This window comes from Neorhizobium sp. P12A (assembly GCF_008365395.1).
Classification (GTDB): Bacteria; Pseudomonadota; Alphaproteobacteria; order Rhizobiales; family Rhizobiaceae; genus Rhizobium.
This window is the reverse complement of sequence record NZ_QOVX01000026.1, coordinates 16,648-37,869: the sequence shown is the minus strand read 5'-3', so window position 1 is coordinate 37,869 and position 21,222 is coordinate 16,648. Positions and strand designations below refer to the sequence as shown.

At 59.1% G+C, this 21,222-nt stretch carries 19 protein-coding genes and 1 pseudogene; 16 read left to right on the top strand and 4 right to left on the bottom strand.

Annotation, left to right across the window (positions count from 1 at the left end):
• Window positions 1–9 precede the first annotated feature (9 nt).
• The 3 genes and pseudogenes from DTW90_RS33325 to DTW90_RS37895 all read left to right on the top strand — a co-directional run bounded on the left by DTW90_RS33325 (window position 10) and on the right by DTW90_RS37895 (window position 2,513).
• Window positions 10–1,484 (top strand): annotated as a pseudogene (locus DTW90_RS33325) (NAD-dependent succinate-semialdehyde dehydrogenase).
• Window position 1,485: 1 nt separating this feature from the next.
• Entirely contained in the window at window positions 1,486–1,893 is a 408-nt protein-coding gene (locus DTW90_RS37900) for a hypothetical protein (RefSeq protein WP_246665149.1), read from the top strand.
• Window positions 1,890–2,513, top strand: a complete 624-nt coding sequence (locus DTW90_RS37895) for a hypothetical protein (RefSeq protein WP_348642682.1) — start codon at window positions 1,890–1,892, stop codon at window positions 2,511–2,513. Before DTW90_RS37900 ends, DTW90_RS37895 begins: the two co-directional genes overlap by 4 nt.
• Window positions 2,514–3,100: 587 nt before the next feature.
• Here the strand turns inward: DTW90_RS37895 and DTW90_RS33310 are convergent.
• Window positions 3,101–3,928 carry an alpha/beta hydrolase gene (locus tag DTW90_RS33310; RefSeq protein ID WP_149344060.1) on the bottom strand — a complete coding sequence of 276 codons (828 nt, stop codon included), beginning with the start codon at window positions 3,926–3,928 and terminating at the stop codon, window positions 3,101–3,103.
• Window positions 3,929–4,058: 130 nt separating this feature from the next.
• Here DTW90_RS33310 and DTW90_RS33305 point away from each other — a divergent pair, with 130 nt between their 5' ends.
• The 7 genes from DTW90_RS33305 (at window position 4,059) to DTW90_RS33275 (ending at window position 10,456) form a co-directional block, all read left to right on the top strand.
• Window positions 4,059–4,628 carry a TetR/AcrR family transcriptional regulator gene (locus tag DTW90_RS33305; RefSeq protein WP_188080141.1) on the top strand — a complete coding sequence of 190 codons (570 nt, stop codon included), beginning with the start codon at window positions 4,059–4,061 and terminating at the stop codon, window positions 4,626–4,628.
• 271 nt (window positions 4,629–4,899) lie between these two features.
• Complete coding sequence (locus DTW90_RS33300) at window positions 4,900–5,763, top strand: dioxygenase (protein WP_149344056.1); 864 nt, start codon at window positions 4,900–4,902, stop codon at window positions 5,761–5,763.
• Window positions 5,764–5,831: 68 nt separating this feature from the next.
• Window positions 5,832–6,185 (top strand): alpha/beta hydrolase, encoded by a 354-nt coding sequence (locus DTW90_RS33295; RefSeq protein WP_210251451.1) that lies wholly within the window; start codon window positions 5,832–5,834, stop codon window positions 6,183–6,185.
• Between the two features lie 404 nt (window positions 6,186–6,589).
• A complete protein-coding gene (locus DTW90_RS33290) occupies window positions 6,590–7,705 on the top strand; it encodes an FAD-dependent monooxygenase (protein WP_149344055.1) in 1,116 nt (371 codons plus the stop codon).
• Between the two features lie 114 nt (window positions 7,706–7,819).
• The gene (locus DTW90_RS33285) at window positions 7,820–8,110 is read left to right on the top strand and encodes a hypothetical protein (protein ID WP_149344053.1); all 291 of its coding nucleotides are present in this window, start codon (window positions 7,820–7,822) and stop codon (window positions 8,108–8,110) included.
• A gap of 10 nt (window positions 8,111–8,120) precedes the next feature.
• Entirely contained in the window at window positions 8,121–8,945 is an 825-nt protein-coding gene (locus DTW90_RS33280) for an SDR family NAD(P)-dependent oxidoreductase (protein WP_348642681.1), read from the top strand.
• A gap of 188 nt (window positions 8,946–9,133) precedes the next feature.
• Window positions 9,134–10,456 carry a Mur ligase family protein gene (locus tag DTW90_RS33275; RefSeq protein WP_149344051.1) on the top strand — a complete coding sequence of 441 codons (1,323 nt, stop codon included), beginning with the start codon at window positions 9,134–9,136 and terminating at the stop codon, window positions 10,454–10,456.
• Between the two features lie 229 nt (window positions 10,457–10,685).
• Here DTW90_RS33275 and DTW90_RS33270 read toward each other — a convergent pair whose 3' ends face one another.
• Window positions 10,686–11,627 carry an AraC family transcriptional regulator gene (locus DTW90_RS33270; RefSeq protein ID WP_210251449.1) on the bottom strand — a complete coding sequence of 314 codons (942 nt, stop codon included), beginning with the start codon at window positions 11,625–11,627 and terminating at the stop codon, window positions 10,686–10,688.
• A gap of 117 nt (window positions 11,628–11,744) precedes the next feature.
• On the opposite strand from DTW90_RS33270, the gene DTW90_RS33265 reads away from it, so the two are divergent.
• The gene (locus DTW90_RS33265; protein WP_149344049.1) at window positions 11,745–12,524 is read left to right on the top strand and encodes an alpha/beta fold hydrolase; all 780 of its coding nucleotides are present in this window, start codon (window positions 11,745–11,747) and stop codon (window positions 12,522–12,524) included.
• A gap of 393 nt (window positions 12,525–12,917) precedes the next feature.
• Here DTW90_RS33265 and DTW90_RS33260 read toward each other — a convergent pair whose 3' ends face one another.
• Window positions 12,918–13,496 carry a TetR/AcrR family transcriptional regulator gene (locus DTW90_RS33260; protein ID WP_149344047.1) on the bottom strand — a complete coding sequence of 193 codons (579 nt, stop codon included), beginning with the start codon at window positions 13,494–13,496 and terminating at the stop codon, window positions 12,918–12,920.
• A 590-nt stretch (window positions 13,497–14,086) separates the two neighbouring features.
• Between DTW90_RS33260 and DTW90_RS33255 the strand changes: the two genes are divergently transcribed.
• From DTW90_RS33255 to DTW90_RS33245, 3 genes are all read left to right on the top strand, one after another.
• Window positions 14,087–16,948, top strand: coding sequence for a winged helix-turn-helix domain-containing protein (locus tag DTW90_RS33255; protein ID WP_149344046.1), 2,862 nt, complete (start codon window positions 14,087–14,089; stop codon window positions 16,946–16,948).
• Window positions 16,949–17,014: 66 nt separating this feature from the next.
• A complete protein-coding gene (locus DTW90_RS33250) occupies window positions 17,015–17,428 on the top strand; it encodes a hypothetical protein (RefSeq protein WP_149344044.1) in 414 nt (137 codons plus the stop codon).
• Window positions 17,429–17,488: 60 nt separating this feature from the next.
• The gene (locus DTW90_RS33245) at window positions 17,489–18,445 is read left to right on the top strand and encodes an ornithine cyclodeaminase family protein (RefSeq protein ID WP_149344042.1); all 957 of its coding nucleotides are present in this window, start codon (window positions 17,489–17,491) and stop codon (window positions 18,443–18,445) included.
• A gap of 31 nt (window positions 18,446–18,476) precedes the next feature.
• Here DTW90_RS33245 and DTW90_RS33240 read toward each other — a convergent pair whose 3' ends face one another.
• Window positions 18,477–19,367: an AraC family transcriptional regulator gene (locus DTW90_RS33240; protein WP_188080140.1), complete on the bottom strand. Its 891-nt coding sequence runs from the start codon at window positions 19,365–19,367 to the stop codon at window positions 18,477–18,479.
• Between the two features lie 403 nt (window positions 19,368–19,770).
• Here DTW90_RS33240 and DTW90_RS33235 point away from each other — a divergent pair, with 403 nt between their 5' ends.
• Window positions 19,771–20,559 carry an alpha/beta fold hydrolase gene (locus DTW90_RS33235; protein ID WP_149344039.1) on the top strand — a complete coding sequence of 263 codons (789 nt, stop codon included), beginning with the start codon at window positions 19,771–19,773 and terminating at the stop codon, window positions 20,557–20,559.
• Between the two features lie 81 nt (window positions 20,560–20,640).
• Window positions 20,641–21,165, top strand: coding sequence for a hypothetical protein (locus tag DTW90_RS33230; protein ID WP_149344093.1), 525 nt, complete (start codon window positions 20,641–20,643; stop codon window positions 21,163–21,165).
• Window positions 21,166–21,222 lie beyond the last annotated feature (57 nt).

Sequence of the window (21,222 nt, the reverse complement as noted above, 5' to 3'; positions counted from 1 at the left end):
ACATTCACGATGACGATATTCCGAGACCTCAATCTCCGGAACCCTGACCTGTTGCGTGATCGCGCCTTCGTAGGCGGCACATGGGTCGAGGCTCCATCTTCCTCACGCATCACCGTGACCGACCCATTCGACGGGTCACCGATTGTCGATCTGCCGAGCCTCGGGATTGAGGCGGTGCGGTCGGCAACCGACGTTGCCAACGACACGCAAAAAGCCTGGGCAGGCCTGCCCGCGAGCGGTCGGCGGTGCTAAACCGCTGGTACGATCTCATCATTGCGAATTGCGAGGATCTCGCCGTCATCCTGACGCGCGAGCAGGGCAAGCCCTTGGCCGAGGCGCGCGGCGAAATCCTCGCCAACGCCCGCTATATCGAATGGTTCGCCGAAGAGGCGAAGCGGGTCGATGGGGATATCATCCCGGCGCCATCAGGCGACCAGCGGCTGATGGTGCTGAAGCAGCCGGTCGGCACCTGCGCTGCGATCACGCCGTGGAATTTCCCGAACGGCATGATCACCAGAAAAGCCGGTCCCGCCCTTGCCGCCGGTTGCAGCATGGTGTTGAAACCCGCCTCCCAGACGCCGCTTTCGGCCCTGGCGCTCGCGTTTCTCGCACAGGAAGCCGGTATCCCCGATGGGTTGTTCTCTGTCGTGACTGGCCCCGCGCAGGCGATCGGCGAGGAGTTCTGCACCAACCCCAAGATCGCCAAGGTCAGCTTCACAGGATCGACGGAGGTCGGGCGCTGGCTCATGGAGCGCGGGACGCCGCAGATCAAGCGGCTGTCGCTGGAGCTTGGCGGCAACGCCCCGTTCATCGTTTTCGACGATGCCGATATCGACACTGCCGTCGAAGGCGCGATTGCATCGAAGTTCCGGAATGCCGGGCAGACCTGCGTCTGTGCCAACCGGCTGTATGTCCAGGACGGGATATACGCAGACTTCGCAGCGGCGCTTTCAAAACGCGTAGCCGAGCTCAGACTGGGCGATGGCGGCGATCCCGAGACAAGCCAGGGGCCGCTCATCGATCAGAAGGCCGTGGCAAAAATCGAGGAGCATATTGCCGACGCCATATCCAAGGGAGCGAAGGTGATCATGGGCGGGCGCAAGAGCCAGCTCGGCGGCAATTTCTTCGAGCCGACTGTGATGACCGGCGTGACGCAGCGCATGAAGGTTGCCAGGGAGGAGACGTTTGCGCCGCTCGCGCCGCTGATTGCCTTCAGCACCGAAGCCGAGGTGATCGCGATGGCCAACGACACGGAATATGGCCTGGCATCCTACGTCTTCACGCGCGATTACACTCGCATCTGGCGGGTCGCGGAGGCCCTGGAATCCGGAATGATCGGCATCAACACCGGTCTGATCGGCAGCGAGGCGGCTCCCTTCGGTGGGGTCAAGCAATCAGGTCTCAGGCGCGAAGGGTCGAAATACGGGATCGCCGAATACCTCGACATCAAATATGTCTGCCTTGGCGGAATAGGTCCTTCATAGGATGAAGGTGGTCTACACCGACAGGCATCGGGCCCATATTCCGGGCGACGTCGTCGAGAACGGGCTTGCCCGTCCAAGGCGCGATGTTCCGGAAAGGCTGGATGCGCTGCTGCGCGCCATCCATTCGCTGGGCCACGACGTCGTCGGCGTAGATGACCATGGCACATCGCCACTGGCGGCGGTACACTCCAAGGCCTATCTCGTATTTTTGGCAACGGCTTATCGCGACTGGCAGCGTCACACGGCCTCACCGGGCGCGTGGTGCCGGCAGCGTTCGATAGGAGACCGGAAACCTACCGCGCCGACTGGTCGCCGATCGCAAAGTCCGGCTTCCATCTTCGCGATCAGATCACCCCTGTCGGCGAGGGAACCTGGAGCGCCGCCTATTAGGCGGCACAGACGGCGCTGACGGCAGCCGCTCTGATCAAGGAGGGCGAGCGCCGGGCCTATGCGCTCTGCCGGCCATCAGGACATCACGCCGGTCCCGACTTCGGCGGTGGGGCCACCTATCTCAACAATGCGGCGATCGCCGCACGCTTCCTTGCCCGGCATTTCGGCCGGGTCGCGGTCATTGATGTCGATGTTCATCACGGAAACGGAACCCAGCAAGTCTTCTGGGACGATCCTGATGTCTTCTTCGCGTCCGTGCATCGAAGCCCGGAAGCCTATTATCCGCATTTCACCGGCTATGAAGACGAAACCGGCGGGCCTTTGGCGCCGAATGGCATTTTAAACGTGCCATTGCCCGCACAGGCGGGAGACGCCGCTTTGTTCGAAGGCGTTAGGACCTGCCTTGCAGGTCTGCTGGGGCACGATCCTGCCGTACTCGTCGTCTCCCTGGGCTTCGACGCGCTTGCAACAGATCCGGCTCGCGGGCTCTCGGTTTCAGCGAACGCTCTCGAGACGCTTGGACACCTCTTCGACGCACTCGACATGCCAATCCTGCTGGTTCAGGAAGGCGGGTATGATCTTTCGAACCTGCAGGATGCGTGTGAGAAGTTCATGCGCGGGTTGGCGGTCTCGCTCTGACCAGTTTGCGGGGAGGGCAGTGCTATTTAGCCGGCATCACTGCCGGGCTAAGAGCGCCTAGAATGTAGGCGGGGTGCTGACCCAAAGAATTTTCGCCGGATGCTGTGTCAGGTTGCGAAAGCCATGGGCCTCCTTGGAGCGAAAATGAAACGATGCTCCGACCGGGACCTGATAGGTCTTGCCGTCGACGGTCAGCGTGATTTCCCCTTCTAGCACATAACCCAACTCTTCGCCCTGATGGGAAATCGGTTCGATGCCGGCTGAGTAACATAAAACGAGCGTAATTCGTGGCACGCCTCACCGCGGCGACCATTCAACGAAGTTGTGTAGCCCGTATTAAAAGTTAAGAAAAAATTCAATATCTGCCGGACTTCAGTGGCAGCTAGATGTCGATCCAGGACCCGGTCCAAGAAGGCGGATTTTCAAGCAGAGCTTGCGATTACACTTTGAAAGATCAAGACAAATTTTTGGTCGCCTCTGGATACGCCGGCTTGTAGCGCGCCAAGAGGCAGACGCCGGTGACGTCTGCCTCTTTCAGTTTCGGGGCGTGGGAGCGTGGTGGCCGATAGCCCGACTCGCCGAGGTTTTCAGCGCAGGAAATCGAGAGCCTGCTGAACGAATACGTCGTGGTACTGGAAAATACCGCCATGGCCGGCATCCGGGAAAATGCTGAGCTGGGCATTCGGGAGCAGGCGCGCCAGCTCGAACGAATTGATGGTCGGTGCCATCACGTCATCGTCGCCGTTGACGACGAGCACGGGGTGATGGATCGCGCTCAGCTTGGACGGCTCTGCCTGTCCCCAGGCATGAATGGCGGTCAGCTGAGCGCCGATCGTGGCATTGCTGATGGCGGCATCGCGGTCATTCTTGCGCTCGTTCAGACGGGCGAGGAAGGCATTGGCTGCGGCCTGACCGTTGCCGGTCTGCGAGAAGAACAGGAAGTTCTTGGGGTGTTTGCCTGCGGCGCCAGCCTTGGCAAGTGCATCCTGCAGGACGGCGCCCATATTCGAGATGCCTTCGCCGCCTGCTGGACCCGAGCCGGCGATGATCAGCTTGCGGACGAGATCAGGCTGCTCCTGGACGATGGCCTGAGCCACGAACCCGCCGAGCGAGAAGCCCAGCAGATCGACCTTGCTCAAGCCGAGGGCGCGGATGAAGGCAACCGCATCGCGGGCCATTTCCTCGACTGTGGCAGGTGTTGCGCCACCCGATGCGCCGACACCGCGGTTGTCAAATGCGATGACGTGATGCTTGGCCGCGAAGCCATCCACGACCCGCGGATCCCAGTCGTCGAGCACTGCTGTCAGGTGATGAAGGAAGATAACGGGAACGCCGCTCTTCTCGCCGGCTTCACGGTAGGCGAACGACGTTCCGTTGACTTCGATTGTCTTTGTCGGTGCGGTTTCGAAGCTCATGATTTTATTCCTTTCGATTGAATTGCGGGATCAGCGATTAGGCACTGGCGGTTTATGATAACGATCGTTATATAACGAACGTGATGCTATGATGCAAGACCCTGACCGGCGAAATATTTGGAGATTTGAAATGCGATACCCGCCCGACCAAAAGGCAAAGGCCAAGGAAGCAATTCTGCGCGCTGGAGCGCAGGCCCTCAGAGTGAACGGATTCAACGGCATCGGTGTCGACGGCCTCGCCGCCGCTGCCGGCGTGACGTCCGGTGCGTTCTATTCGAACTTTTCGAACAAGGAGTCGCTCCTGGAGGGCGTCATCGAGGCTTTTCTGGGAAAGCCATTCGTTGATTCCACCGGAAGCGTGGCGGAACGCAGGGCGGCTCTCAAGCAATGGCTCAATGAATATATCAGCGCCTATCACCGGGAGAACCCCGCCATCGGCTGCGTCATGCCGACGCTGAGCGCCGACGTCGCACGCGCCAGCCCGGCAGTTCAGGAAACCTATAAGCTCACGATGATGGACCTGATCGAGAAGATCACGGCGGTTCTCGGCGGCCCCGAGGGGACCCGCGAGCGCCGCGCCTGGAACATCGTTGCCCTGATGGTCGGGGCAATCGAGATCGCACGCGCCATGCCCGATGGCGACGAGGCCCACAGTGCCATGGCGCATGCCCTCGAGGCCGCGATCTCGCTCATCGGCTAGCTCTTGAGATGGCCGGCGATCAACGGCGGCAGCATCCAAGGAATGCCGGACCGCCGTCCGGCAACTGCCGGGAGATCGAACCGATTCCCAGCGCAGATGGCCATGCCTGTTCGGAGGCCGTTACCTCACGAACGATGCCAGTCGCGTGAACATTACAGATGTAGCCAATCGCATCATGCCTGAAATCCAGCTGTAGCGCTCCTCCGGCAGAAACCGTCCGAACAGGACACGCACGGTCTTCTTCTCTTTGGATTTCAACGGAATGGTTGTCATGGATACACGAAACAGCAGTGATTCGATTGGATACTATACGCCGGACAGGTCCGCGGAAGTTGTAAACGCCCGGATGGGCAAAGCGATCAATCCGCGACTGGCTCTTTTGATGGCTAGCCTCGTCGGCCACCTGCACGGTTTTGCTCGCGAGGTCGGGTTGACGCAGGATGAGTGGGACGTTGCGATAGAATTCCTGACCGAGGTCGGACAAATGAGCTCGCCCCAGCGGCAGGAGTTCATTCTTCTCTCCGACACGCTCGGACTGTCGATGCTCGTGGATGCGATCAACAATCACCGCCCGGCCGGGGCCACCGAGACAACTGTGTTCGGACCCTTCCACATAGAGTGCGCCCCGGTGCTGGAGATGGGCTCCAACATTTGCCTGGATGGCAAGGGAGACCCCTGTCTTTTCGAAGGTCATGTGCTGAGCATCGATGGCAGTCCGATTGCGGATGCCCATATCGACGTGTGGTCCGACAATGCCGACGGTTACTATGACGTCCAGCAGCCCGGCATTCAGCCGAAATGGAACAACAGGGGTGTCTTCGTTACGGGCCCGGACGGCAAATACAGCTTCAAGGGCATAAGGCCGGTTCCCTATCCGGTCCCCGAGGACGGCCCGGTCGGCCGCATGCTTGCGGCGATCGGACGCGATCCCTATCGCCCGGCGCACATGCATTTCATGATCCGGGCATCGGGCTTCCAGAAGCTGATAACCCACACATTTTTCAGCGGCGACCCCTACCTGAAATCCGACACGGTTTTCGGCGTCAAGAAGTCCCTCGTGGCGACGCTCGAGCCTGCAGGCAGGCGAGGTGAGTGGCGCTCGGCATTCGACTTCATCCTGGCTCCCATCGTCTGAATTGCTTGAATCGCCGCCGGTGGAAGGATCGGATCCGCGATCCTTCGCCAGCCAATGAGGATATCCACATGGCTAATTTTGTACTTGTGCATGGTGCATGGTGTGGTGGCTGGATTTGGGAAAGATGCGCTTCCCTGCTCCGCGCCGAAGGTCACCAAGTCTATATGCCGACGCGGACCGGTCTCGGAGAACGGAGCCACCTGATAAGCTCCTCCATCAACCTCTCGACGCACATTCAGGATGTCCTCAATCTTATCAAGTTTGAACAACTGACCGATGTGCTCCTCTGCGGCCACTCTTACGGCGGCATGATCATCACCGCCGTTGCCGACGCGATACCTGAAAAATCGTATCCCTCGTCTATCTCGATGCCTTCCTGCCAAGTGATGGTGACAGCATGGCAAGCCTTACCGGTCCGATAATGATCGATGTCGTCGGGAGCGCCAGTGAACATGGGGGGGCTCGCCATGTCTCCAATGCCGTTCGAACTTTTCAATTTCAATGAGTCGGACTTAGCGATGTTGACCAGGCTCTGTACGCCCCAACCCGTGGCAACGTTCTTTGAACCCGTCAAGCTCAGCGGAAAGTATCGATCGGTTCGCGGAAAGCATTACATCCTGGCCACCGGATGGAGCCACAGTCCTTTCGAGGCGTTCATGATGTCGGTTCGTGAGGACGATGCGTGGAACATTGAAACCCTTCCGACAGGGCACGCTGACATGCATGACGACCCTGCCTCGGCGCGCTTGCCGCGTGAAGGCTGTCCCTTGAATTGCGTGGCCCGGCACGCGCCGGGGCACTGTGGAACGGACAAGGAAATCAATCGATGCGAGTGCTTATCGTCGGAGCGGGTATAGCAGGTTTGGCCACTGCCAGAGCGCTGCAGTTAAAGAGAATCAGCTTCGATATCATCGAAACACGCCCCGAACTTCCGAAGGGCGGCGCTGGGATCTTCCTTCTTGGAAATGCCACGCGGGCCCTGAGCGAACTCGGGCTGCTTGAGCGGATCACGCCCTTCGCAAGCCAGATCCTCCAGCAGCGGATTTTCTCGCAGGGCGGATGGCTGTTGAACGAGGTATCGACGCGGGATGTCTGGGGTGAAAGCGGGCCATGCCTGGCACTGGCCCGCAAGGACCTCGTCAATGTTCTCTATCAATCGCTCGAAAGCAAGAGCGTCGGATTTGACCGGCGCATAGAGGACGTGACGTTTTCCGATTCCCATGCCGCGGTCCGCTTCTCCGATGGCAACAGCCTGAATTACGACCTGGTCATCGCGGCTGACGGTACGGGTTCGGCGCTGCGGCGCTTCATCACGCAAAGCCGCCCCGTATCGCTTGATATCGTCTGCTGGCGGCTCGTCACTGAGAACACGCGGGATATCAAGGCATGGACGGCGGCTCTCGGCCGGAGCCGGACCCTGCTCGGCATCCCGATAGGCCCTTCCGGGCTCTACATATACGGCGATTGCCGTGCCCATCTGTTCACGGACGATAGCGTGTTTGCAATGAAGGCGATTTTTGTCGACTTCAAGGGACCCGTGGGTTCGATTGTCAGGGACCTTCCCCAGACGACATCCATTGAGAGCATGCTCCTGAAAGAGGTTCCGGCGACCTGGTCGAACCTGCCCAACCTCGTCCTTATTGGTGATGCCGCCCATGCCAGTTCCCCCAGCATGGCGCAAGGCGCCGGAATGGCTCTGGAGGATGCCGTGGTGCTGGCCGATATCATCGCCTCGCGACCCTATTCCCAAGTGATCGCAAGGCGATTCCAAGAACGCCGAGCCCAAAGGATAGCCTGGGTTCAGCAACAGGCGAGGCGCCGCGACAGCCTGAGAAACGCCTCGTCGCTCGTTCGCAACGCCGTCATTCGCACTTTTGGAACAAAGCTCTACAAGAACGCCTACTCACCGCTCGCCCTTCCGCTTGTCGAGCCTTTTGGCTAGAGCGCCGGTCGACGCGGAATCCTCTCGAAAACGAAATATTCTCAAGGCTTTGCAAGCCTGCTTGCGGCATCCGGTGGTGCAAAGGGCAGTCTAAATGCATGGTAAGCGGAACAGATGCGCGCCGCTTTCGTGCGCGAGCAACAGCCCGCCGATGTCATCAGGCAGCTCAGAGCCTCTGCGGCGGCGACTGACATATCCGTCAACAATTATGGAAAAGACCCTTTCAGCACCGGTCACGACGCCTTCAGGCTGGTCAACGCCTCATCGGGCAATCTGACAAGCCACGCCGGCGGGCAGAAGATTTCCATCATCAATCTCGATGGACGCATGACGCTGACGGGAACGTCAGTCGAGCCAATTCCCAATCTCCTGAACGAGGCAGTGCGGATCATGCTGGAGCAATAGAACGTCGAGAATTCCTGCCCCGCCGCTCACCGGGCATTGTCCCCGGCTCCGGCTGGCCGACTGCGCCGAGATCATTCAGCACCCCCGTTCCACGGAAGCCCGAAAGGCAAGCCATGTCAGTCAAGAACAAAGTTGTCCTAATGTCCGGAGCAAACCGTGGCATCGCCTGGCAATCGTCAAGGAATTGCTGAAAGCCGACGTTGCGAAGATCTACGCCGCGGCGCGCAGGATCGCCTCGCTACCAGATTTCGGCGACACGCGCGCCGTCCCGCTGCAGCTTGACCTCACCGACCAGGCCTCCGTCGAGCAGGCTGCCGCTATAGCAGGAGACGTCGATATCCTCGTCAACAATGCAGCCACTCTTGGAGTGACAGACTTTATCACCAAGCCGCTCGACGAACTTGACGCCGACATGCGGACGAATTTCCACGATACGCTGCGTGTCATTCGCGCGTTCACGCCTGCACTGCTTTCCAGGGGTTCGGGTACGATCGTCAACGTCGTCAGCCTTTCCGGTCTCGTCGCCACCCCGCCGCTTTCTGCCTACGCTGCGTCGAAAGCAGCGCTGCACTCGCTGACGCAGGCGCTCCGCATGACGCTGAAGAAATCGGGAATCGATGTGATCGGTGTCTATCCCGGCCCGGTGGCCACTGAGATGGCAAAGGACATTCCGCTCGCGAAAGCCAGCCCCGACCACGTCGCCGCGAACATTATCAAGGGCATCGCCGATGGCGAAACTCATATCTTCCCTGATCCCACCGCCCTCCAGATGCAGCAGCTCTGCGAAAACGAAGGCCGCCGCCTCGAAGACGTCGTCGCGTCCACGTTGGGATAGCAGGACATGCGGCATCGAATCCCGGCGGCTAATATTACAGATAGGATGCCAACCGAACTTGAGTGACTACATCTGAAACATTGGCCATGAAACAGCTTGCCGGGCCTGCTGTACTTCGATCAGGTTCGGCTTACCGGCCTGCGCGGCAATGCGCCGGCCGAACGTTCCGATAGGTTGCGGATACCATTATGACCCAACACAGCAAACTTTCAGCCGCCCTTGCCGAGCTCGATCGCCTGACCAACTGGGAGCAGAAGTCACGCGACGCGATGCGTGTCGGGCTTGAACCAATAAGCGATCTCGTCAGGCGGCTTGGCGATCCTCAGCAGGCTTTTCGTTCGATCCAAGTCGCGGGTACGAAAGGGAAGGGCTCGACCTGTTCTCTCCTTGCCGCCGCATTGGAAACGGCCGGATATCGGGTTGGCCGTTATGCATCGCCGCATGTGGAACATATCTCTGAGCGGATAAGCTTGAACGGTACCGCCGTCGACGACGACGTTCTCGCGGACGCTCTTCAGGACTGTCTCGCGGCCTTCAGGGATGCGACCCAAGAGGGAACGGCGGCACAGGCGGCGACCTGGTTCGATGTCCTCACGGCCGCAGCACTCATCATTTTCAGGACTGCTGACGTCGAATGGGCGGTGATCGAGACCGGGCTTGGCGGGCGGTTGGACTCGACGAATGTCGTTACGGGTGAGATTGCGATCATCACCAATATCGAATTGGAGCACACCGAAGTCCTCGGGAATTCCCGGGCAGCGATTGCACGGGAAAAAGCCGGGATCATCAAGCCGGGAAAGCTTGTCGTCACGTCGCTTGCTCCGGAGGACGAAGCTGGCCGGGTTGTGGAAGAGCGAGCCAGCGTACTGGGTTGCCAGGTCTTCCGCCCCGTTTTGTCCCGCGAAGCAACGATCGAGGACCGGAATGCCGCAATGGCCGGCCTCGCGCTCGGTCTGCTGGGCGCGCACGATTTTCGTGCCCGATCTCCGTCCACCGGTCAGATGCCGCTCGGTGCTTGGCTACTGGATGAGAACACACGTGGCAAGGCCAGGTTGCCGGGCAGGCTGGAGCGATTTGACGTCAAAATTCCGTCCGAGGATGGGACGGATCATGATGTCCCTGTTATTCTTGACGGGGCGCATGTGCCATTTAACCTGCGGGCCGTGTTGGATGACCTTGCCGCCCAAGAAGACTTGCGCGGTCCTTGCGTATCCGTCGTATCGCTTGCCGCCGACAAGGATGGCCCTGGCTTCATCGAGGTGATGCAGCGCCATTCGGCTATTTTCACCTTGCCGGGTTCTGTCGGCCGGTTCCACGATCCCGAGACGCTTCAGCAGCTGGCGATTGGTTTCGGCATGCAGAGCGAAGTGACGGCCGATCCTCTCGAGGCATTGGAACACGCCTTCAAGCAGGCCGTGGAATCAAGCTCGTGGATTTTGATAACCGGCTCGTTTCACCTCGTGGGTTTGCTTCGGCAGAGCGTCATCGCGAAAGTTCCGCATCGGCGCTGATGCGATGGAAACGTTGCAGATGGCTAGGCCAACAAAGCTGGTTTTCGGATGACGAGACGACAAAGCACCAAGATCTGCGAGCGGCTGGCAAGTGACGGGGTATGACGGGCTGGACCGTTTGACCTTCTGGCAGGCTGGCAGGAAAGGCGGCCGCCGCTGCTGGCACGCATGAGGGCATGGATATGCCGGGTGCTCCTGAGCCGCCGCCGGTTCAGTTGAGATAGACCCGTTACTGTGCTCTCGCCTCGCTTGGCGCATAGCCGAAATGCGCCTTGAAGGCGCGGCTGAAGGCGGCGTCAGACGCGTAGCCGCTTCGATACGCTGCTTCCGTCACTTTCAAGCCGCCGCTGCGGAGCAAATCCGCGGCGATGGTCAGGCGCCACCGCGACAGATAGCGTAGCGGCGGCTCTCCAACCGCGGCCGTGAACCGCTCGGCGAAGATCGACCGGGACATTCTGGCGACCTCGGCAAGCGATTGCACGGTCCAGCGCCGGAAGGGATCGGCGTGCATGGCGCTGAGGACCCGGCCGATGCGCTCTTCGCCCAGTCCGCCAAGCCAGCCCATGCGGTTGGCTTCGCTCGCTGCCCAGCTGCGCAGCGTCCGGATGACCAGAAGGTCGATGAGCCGGGATATCATCAGCGACGAACCAGGATTCGGTTCCTGGGCTTCCGCGACCAGGAAGTGCGATATCGCAGCCAGCCAAGGGGGCGCTCCAGTGTCGCCCCGGGGAATATGAATCAGTGATGGAAGCGCCGACATCACCGCCGGAAGCGGGCTCCCCTCGAAACTGAAAAAGCCTCCGACCAATCTGGTAACCGGTCCGTCTCCGCCGTGCCGCAACACGAGTTCGTCGCGATCGAAATGATTGGCGGCAACGATACCGATGTTTTCCACCGGCGAACCCAAGGCATCGGCCATGACGTGGCCTTTTCCCAACGGCAGCAGGACAAGGTCGCCCTGATTGACCCGCGTCGGCTTTTCGCCTGCCGGCGTCACCCAGGCCGCGCCGGTCTCGATGAAATGGAAGTGCGCGGGTCCGGGTTGAAACTGAAGCCCCCAAGGCTCGCCGAGAAACGCAGTGTAGACCAGCTCGCCTCGCAGACGGATCAGCGTCAACACCTCCGACAGCACGTCGTTGCGCGCCGCCGACATTCCAAAGTCCTGTGTCATTTCGGATGATCCATCATGAATTCCGGAGGCTGCGGCATATCCCCAAACTCTCCGTCAGATTAGTTTTTGCCCATCGGCCCACCGCAAATTACAAGCAAATCACGAAGGAACAATGAAATGAACGCTGAAAATCAAACTTCTTCCTCCTCTATGGGCAACTCCAGCATGGCTGCAGAAAAGCCGCCCGTCATCCTCGTTCACGGCGCTTTCGCAAGCGGCTTTGTTTGGGGTCACGTTGCTGCCAAGCTGCAGGCTGCTGGCCACGAGGTAGTGACGATCGACTTGCCGGGCCGGCCGGCAAACCCGATGAAGCCCGACAAGGTCAGTCTCGAACTGTATCGCGATACGGTGGTCACCGCGCTCGATAACACACAGCGTCCTGCGATCGTCGTCGGCCACAGCTTTGCCGGCATCGTCATCGCGGCAGCCGCCGAGAAGCTCCCGGAGAAGATCAAGACGCTGGTATTCGTCGCCGCCTGCCTGCCTGATGACGGCGACTCGCTCCTCTCATTGGCCCAGCAGGATCACGACTCCAAGATCGGCCCGCGTTTGCAGATCGATAAGGACAAGGGGATCGCGGTTGTCGAATATGCAGCGCGCGCCGAGCTCTTTGCCAACGATGGTCCGGAGCCTCTGAAGGCAAAGCTTCCCTCCCTTATCCAGGATGAGCCAGTGGTGCCATTGGTCACCCCCGTCCACGTCACCGACGCCCGGTTTGGTGAAGTTGACAGGATCTATGTGCACACCAGCTTCGATCAGGTGATCAGCCCGGCCTTCCAGGCGACGATGGTCGAGCGCAGACCGGTGCGGAAGACGGTGACGCTCGCTACGGGACACCTCCCGTTCCTCACCGACGCGGAAGGTCTTGCTTCGGCTATTGGGAGTGCTGCCGAATAAGGCCGAGGCGAAACGCGGTTCTGCGCGGGGGCGGATGACATTCGCCCCCAACGTCTCTGCAGCGAATATATCGCTAGACGTCTTCGCGGCATCGCCCGTTTGCAAGGAAAAGTCCCGTGGCTGCGTGCCATCAATCGATGGCCGTATCTGGAATTACAAATTGGATATTATATTACGAGCGGTAAAATTGTAGTGAAGCTCCTTTTTCCCTCGCTGCCAGGATAGACCGGTTGACTTATAAGATATAAGGAAACGTATCTACTACGTCTGTGCTGCGAGGATTTTAGATTGAAGGTCATGGGGCTCTATCCTCGCGAAACGGGCAAGGCATCCGGCGCAACCGGCAATGCTATCCGTGAGCTGCTGGTCAGTTCGCTTCGCGGCCTGAACCTGTCATCGCACCGCAGCGTCGATGATTTGCTTGGCGATCTGCTTGGCCTGCTGCGCGACGCCATCGATGCCGCGAATCTGGGCTGTGACGATCGCGCCTTCTTTCAGGAGAGCAAACTGCTCGGCAAGCGTTTCCGGATCGCGCGCTCCGGCCGCCCTCGCCAGACCAGAAAGATAGTCGACGATCAGCTGCTTGTGCTCCGCCGAAGCGATGTGAGCAGGGTGATCGAAGCTATCGAACTCACCCGCGGCCTTGATGAAGGCGCATCCATGAAACCCGAGCGTACCAAGCGCTCGTCCATGAAACCAGTCGTCCAACGCGTCGAACATCGCCAGCATTTTCGCTTTCGGATCCTTCCCCGCCTGTTCCATGGCAGTGGTAAGCCATTCCCGAAATACTTCGTCGCGCTTCTTGAGTGCCGCCAGAATGAGCTGGTCCTTTGAGCGGAAATGTTTGTAGAGCGTCATCTTCGCAACGCCGGCCTCATCGAGGATCCTGTCAATTCCGGTTGCGTGGAACCCGTGGGTGTAGAAAAGCCGCAATGCGACATTTACAAGGTGTTCGCTTCTCGGCTCAACCATCATGCTCTCTCAAAGGTAGGTTTGGTTTTGTTCACGTAATCTCCGAGGCAAAATCAATCACGGAACCGGCAGGGCAAAAACGAAAAAATCATTTTACAGATACAGATCTGTCTGTATACCTACCGCCGATCCAAGGCAACCACGTCGAACGCAACGACAAAGCAATGCTGTTACGATGGAGAAATGCGGGCATGGTTTGGATGCGGTCTCGCGAAAGCGGCGCTCGACCAAACCGCGAAACGACTCACCAAAACGTGGGTTAGTGACTGAGCGATAACCAGACAACGAAGTTGTAGGCCAAACACCCCCAGCAGCACCAGCCGATAGGAGTCACCCCTGCCAGTCCTTCTCCCGTCATTGACCCTTGAGACCACCAGCCGCAATCTCCGCCTTGCAGAAGACGGTCGGAATTCTGTGGGAGAGCTTGCCGTCAAGGAATCCGCGCGCAGATTTCTCTGGCCCTTAAGCCACCCGGACGGTCGTCCGGATGTCTCCAGTTCGGGTTTGTAGGCCTTGGAGGGCGTTCGGTTTGCTGGCCTCAATCAAAGATCTTCGTTCAAACTTTTCACCGGGTTATCAGGCCTGATCCCATGGCTATAGAGAGCGCTTACTGCTTTGGTCCCTACAGGCTGTTTCCAGCCCAACGGCTGCTGTTCAAGGACAAGGAAAAGATCGAAGTGGGAAGCCGCGCTTTCGATGTGCTTCTTGCTCTGACCGAAGTGGCCGGCGAACTCGTCGGTCAACGCGAACTTCTGGAGCGAGCCTGGTCGAACGTCGTCGCCGAAGGCAGTCTCAGGGTCACCATCGCGGCGCTCAGGAAGATTCTTGGAGAAGGAATAGACGGCGCCCGGTACATCCAAAACGTCACCGGCCGAGGCTATTGCTTCGTGGCGGAGGTGACGCGTGAAGACAATATGCCTCCTGCGCTTGGCACAACAGGTCAATCGGCGCGGATTCAACACACCGCGGGGCTGTTGCCGTCCCGGTTGACGCGAATGGTGGGTCGCGATGCCGAATTGGAGACGGTCTCTCTCCTATTGCTGTCGCGACGTTTCGTCAGCATCGTCGGGACCGGTGGCATGGGCAAAACCACGGTGGCCGTTTCGACCGCCCATGCCATGCGTGACGTCTTTGATGACGCGGTCTATTTTGTCGACTTGAGCGCCATCAGCGACCGGTCTCTCGTCTCGAGCACCGTTGCTGCGGCTCTCGGCGTTGTCGCCCCCACGCAGGATCCAACCCCGAATATCCTCGCATTCTGCCGTGATCGCAGGATCATGCTGATACTCGACAATTGCGAGCACGTCATCGAGGCTGTCGCCGGCCTGTCCGAGCGTCTTTATGGCGAAGCCGGTGACGTGTACATCCTGACGACGAGCCGGGAAGCGCTCCGTGTGGAGGGAGAGCATGTCCATATACTCGCTCCGCTCCAATGCCCGCTCATCGTCGACAATCTCACAGCTATCGAGGCTCTTAAATGCTCCTCGGTCCAGCTCTTCATGGAGCGGGCCTATGCTGCCGGATACAGGGTTGAATTGACCGATGACGACGCGCCGCTGGTCGCCGGCATCTGCCGTAGGCTTGATGGGATCGCTTTCGCCATTGAACTTGCGGCCAGTCGGGTTGCGGCTTACGGGCTGCAGCCGACCTGCGACCTTCTCAGCAACCGCTTCAGGCTGCTTTGGCAGGGACGGCGAAGCGCTCCGCCGCGGCAGCAGACCCTCGCCGCCATGGTGGACTGGAGCTACAATCTCCTCTCCGCAAAAGAGAGACTGGTTCTCGTCCGGCTATCGGTCTTCGTTGGTGCGTTTACCCTGGAGGCCGCCGAGAAGGTGCTCGTCGACGACGACATAAGCTCGACGGAAGTTGCCGAGGCCATAACCAGCCTTGTCGACAAGTCTCTCATTTGGATTGTCATCAGCGACGGCATTCCACACTACAGATTGCTGGATGTCACCCTTGCCTACGCGGCCGAAAAGCTTGCGCAGGCCGCCGGCGCAAACGCCGTTTCCCAAAGGCACGCCGAATTCTTTGCATCCTGGTTGCCGAAAGATATCGAAGCTGATTTTGCAGCCTTCGGACCGCAGGTCGGCAATATTCGCGCAGCGCTGGAATGGTGCTTCGGCGAAACCGGAGACAAGACGATCGGCCTTGCATTGGCCGCGTCATCGGCACCAATCTTCTTTGCGCTGTCGCTTTTCCAGGAATGCAACCGGATATGTGAACTCGGCTTGAGCGCTTTTGCCACGGAAACCGGCAACGAGCGGGCACAGTTGGCGCTCCAGTCCACCCGCGCCGCATGCCTGATGTTCACGCGAGGCAATAGTGACGAGATCAGGCACCTCCTCGAAGTCTCGTTTGAACAGGCTGTCGCTCTTGGCGAGACGTCCTACCAATTCCATCTGCTTTCCGGACTGAGTATCGCCCTGACAAGGTCGGGCGAGTTTTTGACGGCGGTGGAGGTGGCTCGCAAGGGCCTGCCCATCGCCCAGGTGATCGGGTCACCAAAAGCGATCGCCGTCGCCGAGTGGATGCTGGGCGTTGCTCTGCATCTGGCGGGCGACCAGGCTGCGGCCCTTGTTCATTGCGAAGCGGGTTTCAACGAAATTTCAGCGCGCGCGCCTGAAAGAATTGTCTATTTTGGCTACGACCATCGTCTTCGCGCGCTTGTCGCACTTGCCCGCAGTGAATGGCTGGCGGGATTTCCTGACCGCGCCGCGGTTACCGCACGGCTTGCGGTAGACGGCGCAGCGGATGGGATCCATCCCGTAAACATGTGCATTTCGATGATCTACTCCGCGACCGTATTTCTGTGGCGCTCGGATTTTGACGAAGCAGAGAGCCTCATCCGGAAACTGCAAGTCTACGCGGCGCGGCATTTTCTTGCGCCTTATCAGGCGGTGGGTTCGGCGCTGACGGGCACGCTGGCCGTTGCCCGCGGAGACGTGGAATCCGGGATCCTCACTCTCAGAACCGCCCTGGGCACACTGGGCTCGCAACACTATTACACGCTGACGACGCTGTTCCAAAAAGCATTGGCCGAGGGACTGATGATTTCCGGCGACCTTCGAAGCGCCGGAGAGGTGGTGGATGAAGCCCTTCAGCGGTGCAAAGCCCTTGGCGAGGAACTTGGGGTGGCTGAACTCTTGTGCCTGCGTGGCAAGATCAACTGCCACCTGGACCGGTCGGCTGCCGAGCAGGACTACATGCTCTCCATCGAACATGCGAGACGCCAGTCCGCATTAAGCCTGGAGTTGCAAGCCGCCAATGAACTTGCGCGGCTCTGGTCGGATCGCCAGAACAGCCGGGAAGCGATCAATTTGCTGGACTCGATCGTAGGGCGCTTCACCGAAGGGTTCGACACGCCCGACATGGTTATTGCCGAAAATCTGCTCTCGGAGCTCAAGAAACAGAGCTTTTCGACCAGCGAGGCTCGGAATAACGCTACTTAACGTGAGATAACGTGCCACATTGAGAAAACTGCGCCAAAATTCCTTACCGATATAGAGGACAGAATTTTGGCCGAACGCACATTTTCTCCTGGCGATCCTCCGAGGATTGACACTGAAGATCGATTTGTAGCCGACTTGCCACCGGTTATCGCGAAATTCGTCCATGCGACGAATGCGGGAGATCTTCACCTACTGCTTGAAACATTCGTTGAAGACGCTTTGGTCAATGATCAACTCCACGATTATTGGGGCCGTCGCGAAATATCGACCTGGGCCTTGCGGGACGTCCTCGCGCAGGGCCTGAGACTGAAGATTGTCGGTGTTGTCCAGCACTACGGCCACTCGATCGTCACGGCGCATGTCGATGGAATATTCGACAAGCGCGGCCTTCCCGATCCTCTGGTGCTGGCGTTTTATTTCTCTTCCCAAGGGGAAAAGATCGTTCAGCTCATAATTTTGCGCAACCACGCCGGAATCTGATCGGCTGAATGCCACTGTCAGCCGTCGTGTAGACCGCGGTTTGGAAGAAAGGAAACTGACATGATCGTGATCGGCGCCGAAGACGTGACAAACAGGTTGGGACGCGAAAAATGCATCGCGCTGATGCGCGAGGCCATGATCGGATTGTCGGCTGGAACGTCGAGACAACCTCTTCGAAACGTTATCGATCTCGGCAACGGCGAACTGTTCGGCGTCATGCCTGGCGTGGTTGAGGGCGCAGGATTCGGCGCGAAACTCGTCAGCGTCTTCCCTTCCGCCGCAATCCACGGCCGATCGCATCAAGGTGCGATCCTGCTTTTCGATCGAGGCTCCGGAGCGCCCGTCTGCGTTGTCGATGCGGGTGCAGTTACCGCCATAAGAACAGCCTGCGCGTCTGCCGCGGCAACCGACACATTGGCTCACGCAGACGCCAAACGGCTTGCGATCCTCGGCACCGGGGAACAGGCATGGCAGCACGCGCTCGCAATCCCCTATGTGCGCCAGATCGAACATATTGCGATATGGGGCCGATCGGCGGAAAAGGCGCGGCATCTTTGCGAGCGTCTGCAACAGGAACTCGCCATATCCGTGGAAGTTGCAGCAAGTCTCACGGCTGCGGCACAAACCGCCGACATAATCTGTACGACGACATCGGCCCGGGATCCGATCCTCTTCTCGGCAGACGTTCGGGATGGGACGCATGTCAATGTCGTCGGATCCAGCTATGCAGGACCGGCCGAGATTGACGAAGCGCTGGTGAAGCGGGCACGCTTCTTCCCTGATCATCGGGAAGCCGTCCTTGCGCAAGGTGCTGAATTCCTGAGGGCGAAGGCGGCCGGGTTTGTCTCGGAAGAAGACGTTCTTGCCGAAATAGGAACGGTGTTTGCAGGCGCGGCCGAGGGCAGGGTGGGTAATGCGGATGTCACAGTCTACAAATCGCTCGGATCCATTGTCCAGGATCTCGCCTGTGCGGCCTTTCTTCATCGCACATACGCGCACGCCGTTCGAGACTTCTAGATCTCAACGAAGCGTCCGTTGGAACCGCGCGTCAACGGAAATGCAAGGCGATGTCCTTGCGCCACCGGCCCGGCGTTTCATTCACGAACTGTTTGAACACCGTCGAGAAGTGAGCCTGGTTCTGGAACCCGACCGCAAGCGCGACTTCGATCAGGCTTGTCGAAGGATCGAGCAGCATTTGCTTTGCAGCCTCGACACGTTGAAGCAGTATGTATTCGTGTGGCGTGCACCCTGTAGACAGGCGGAATTGGGCTGCAAACTGACTTCTCGACAATCCCGCCGCCGCTGCCATATCGTCGATGAGTATTGTTCTAGCGAGGTTTGAGGCAACGAAGTCGAACACCTGCCGCAGACGCCACTTGGCGAGCGGTGCAACCCGTTTGTTCGGTCTTATGATCTGCGTGCTTCGTAGGGCGATCGCTTCCGCCAGCGTTTCCGCAGAGCTCTCATCGATTGCCTCCGGCGGCGTCAAGATCGCCCGTGCGAGCTGGTATACGAGACTGTCGCGGGGGATCATTTCGACGCTGGCCCCTGACGCGGCACGGAGCTTACGCCTGACGTCGGATTTCCTGATGTGAAGCTGAAGGAAATCCACCGGACCTGGCACCTCAGCCATGACGTTCCGGTTCGGCATGCATATGCAGGTCATGCCTGGCATCATGACGCCATCGTAGATCACAGCATTGTCGTCGATGCTCAAACGCAAGCTGGCTGCTTCAAGCGCCACCAGGAGTATCGTTTCGTCATCACCTGCCGACAGGACATGATGCTGCCTGTCGCTGCAGGTGGAGAACCACCGCCGTACGAAACTCCGAGGCTCGGTTCCATCCTGCAACGCGTGAGGGTCGGTTCCCGGACCGCAGGAAATTGGCATCGGCTCGAAAACTTTTGGCGAGGCTTCCGCTGAAATCAAAGTGATCATGTCGGTCGTCCGTTGGCCGCGTCTGATCGCCGGCAGCCTTGCCGGCATCTGCGACAGTTCGAAGCGAGCTTATCAAGCGGTGTGCAACGACGGGCATGATGCGGCGTGAAGATCCATTATTTCGAATAATCTGAAAATCGCGGCGTTAGACGCCGTTATTTCGAGTTCTCGTTTGCAACAAGAGAGCCCAAATCGGCCGATTTCGAAAAAACGATTCAATTTTCGAAATCCTGATTTGCTTCTTTTCTCCATCTTCAACAGGTCGCCACCGAGCGACGACAGCATCGATCGGAACCGACAAGTGGACAGGATTGAACGCGCAAAGGCTGCGCCGTCACCCGGAGACCGTCCAACTCCTTCGCCCGCATCATCGATGACGCCTAACCTTATAAGGATCAAAGAGATGAAAGTGTTTCTCGCTGCCTTGGCAGCTGCCGCCTTCGGCCTATCAGTCGATGCCATGGCAGCAGAAAAGCCGCCGATCGTCCTGGTTCACGGCGCTTTCGAAAACGGTCAGGTCTGGGGGCACGTGGCCGCAAAGCTGGAAGCCGACGGATACAAGGTAACAACCGTCAATCTGCCTGGCCGCCCGGGAAATCCGATGTCGCCTGACAAGGTGAGCCTCGACCTTTATCGTGATTCCGTTCTCAAAGCCTTGGACGACGCTGGAACGCCAGCGGTAGTGGTCGGTCACAGCTTCGGCGGGATCATCATTTCCGCTGCAGCCGAACAAGCTCCCCAACAGGTGAAGACCCTCGTCTATCTCGCTGCCTACCTGCCTGAGGACGGTGACTCGCTGGTGTCGATGGCCCAGCAGGACCGGGATGCGAAGATTGGTCAGCATCTTGAGATCCGGCAGGAAAAGGGCATTGCTTCGATCGAATATTCTGCGCGTGCCGACCTGTTTGCGAACGGTGGCCCCGACGGGCTTCGCAGGGCCATTCCTGATCTGATCATGGACGAGCCGCTTGTTCCGCTGGCAACGCCTGTGACGGTCACCACCGAAAATTTCGGCAAGGTCGACAAGGTATACATTCATACCGCCATCGACCAAGTGATCAGCCCGGCGTTTCAAAGCCGGATGGTCGCAAGCACGCCGGTGCGTGCCGAGTTCACGCTTCCGACCGGCCACACTCCCTTCCTGACGGATCCTGGCGACCTGGCAGAGGACATTGAACAGTCGGCGCAGTAAATGCCCGCCCTGGCAAGGCGCCGAACCACACGCGATCTCACCGGCCGCAGGCAATCTAAAGGATTGAACAGGATGGAAATTGTGAAGAAGACCCTTGCCTCTGCCGTCGTTCTGATTGCCGTTCTGGGCGCAGCCTCGTCAGACGTGTCTGCCGGGGAAAAGGCAGCCGAAAGCACGCGCGACGTCAAAACGATCGAACTCCGGTTCAAGACGCTGCTTGATCTCGCCAACAAGCACGACATCACGGGAATCCACGCGATGTTCTGGCAGTCTCCCTCGGCGCTCCTGGTGGCAAAAAGTGCGGTCCCATCCGAAGGCGAATGGGCCGGATTTTGGGGCAACGACGCGATCGATCAGAAGCTCCACGCGATCGCAGATTCCGGTCCTGTGGTCCTTACGCCGGACCTCTCCAGGCTGAAGGTCGTGAAATTGAGCGCCGACATTGCGGAATCCTACGATCCGCTGGAGATTACCGTCTCCTACGCCGGGCAAGACGGAACCCCAAAGCCATTTCTGATGATCATGACGTGGAAGAAAATTTCAGGAGACTGGAAGGTCGCTTCCGAAATCATCCTTCCGGTACCGGCGAAATCGCACCCGGCCTGAGTGCAGAAAACCAGCAGCGAGGACCTGCCGGATCAATAAAGCCGCGCGCCATACCTT

Coding starts and splice junctions, on each gene's coding strand:
- DTW90_RS33255 (WP_149344046.1), top strand. CDS start 14,087: ATGGCTATAGAGAGCGCTTACTGCTTTGGTCCCTACAGGCTGTTTCCA.
- DTW90_RS33245 (WP_149344042.1), top strand. CDS start 17,489: ATGATCGTGATCGGCGCCGAAGACGTGACAAACAGGTTGGGACGCGAA.
- DTW90_RS33260 (WP_149344047.1), bottom strand. CDS start 13,496: ATGGTTGAGCCGAGAAGCGAACACCTTGTAAATGTCGCATTGCGGCTT.
- DTW90_RS33270 (WP_210251449.1), bottom strand. CDS start 11,627: ATGACACAGGACTTTGGAATGTCGGCGGCGCGCAACGACGTGCTGTCG.
- DTW90_RS33285 (WP_149344053.1), top strand. CDS start 7,820: ATGCGCGCCGCTTTCGTGCGCGAGCAACAGCCCGCCGATGTCATCAGG.
- DTW90_RS33300 (WP_149344056.1), top strand. CDS start 4,900: ATGGATACACGAAACAGCAGTGATTCGATTGGATACTATACGCCGGAC.
- DTW90_RS37900 (WP_246665149.1), top strand. CDS start 1,486: ATGAAGGTGGTCTACACCGACAGGCATCGGGCCCATATTCCGGGCGAC.
- DTW90_RS33295 (WP_210251451.1), top strand. CDS start 5,832: ATGGCTAATTTTGTACTTGTGCATGGTGCATGGTGTGGTGGCTGGATT.
- DTW90_RS33235 (WP_149344039.1), top strand. CDS start 19,771: ATGAAAGTGTTTCTCGCTGCCTTGGCAGCTGCCGCCTTCGGCCTATCA.
- DTW90_RS33305 (WP_188080141.1), top strand. CDS start 4,059: ATGCGATACCCGCCCGACCAAAAGGCAAAGGCCAAGGAAGCAATTCTG.
- DTW90_RS33275 (WP_149344051.1), top strand. CDS start 9,134: ATGACCCAACACAGCAAACTTTCAGCCGCCCTTGCCGAGCTCGATCGC.
- DTW90_RS33240 (WP_188080140.1), bottom strand. CDS start 19,367: ATGATCACTTTGATTTCAGCGGAAGCCTCGCCAAAAGTTTTCGAGCCG.
- DTW90_RS33310 (WP_149344060.1), bottom strand. CDS start 3,928: ATGAGCTTCGAAACCGCACCGACAAAGACAATCGAAGTCAACGGAACG.
- DTW90_RS33290 (WP_149344055.1), top strand. CDS start 6,590: ATGCGAGTGCTTATCGTCGGAGCGGGTATAGCAGGTTTGGCCACTGCC.
- DTW90_RS33265 (WP_149344049.1), top strand. CDS start 11,745: ATGAACGCTGAAAATCAAACTTCTTCCTCCTCTATGGGCAACTCCAGC.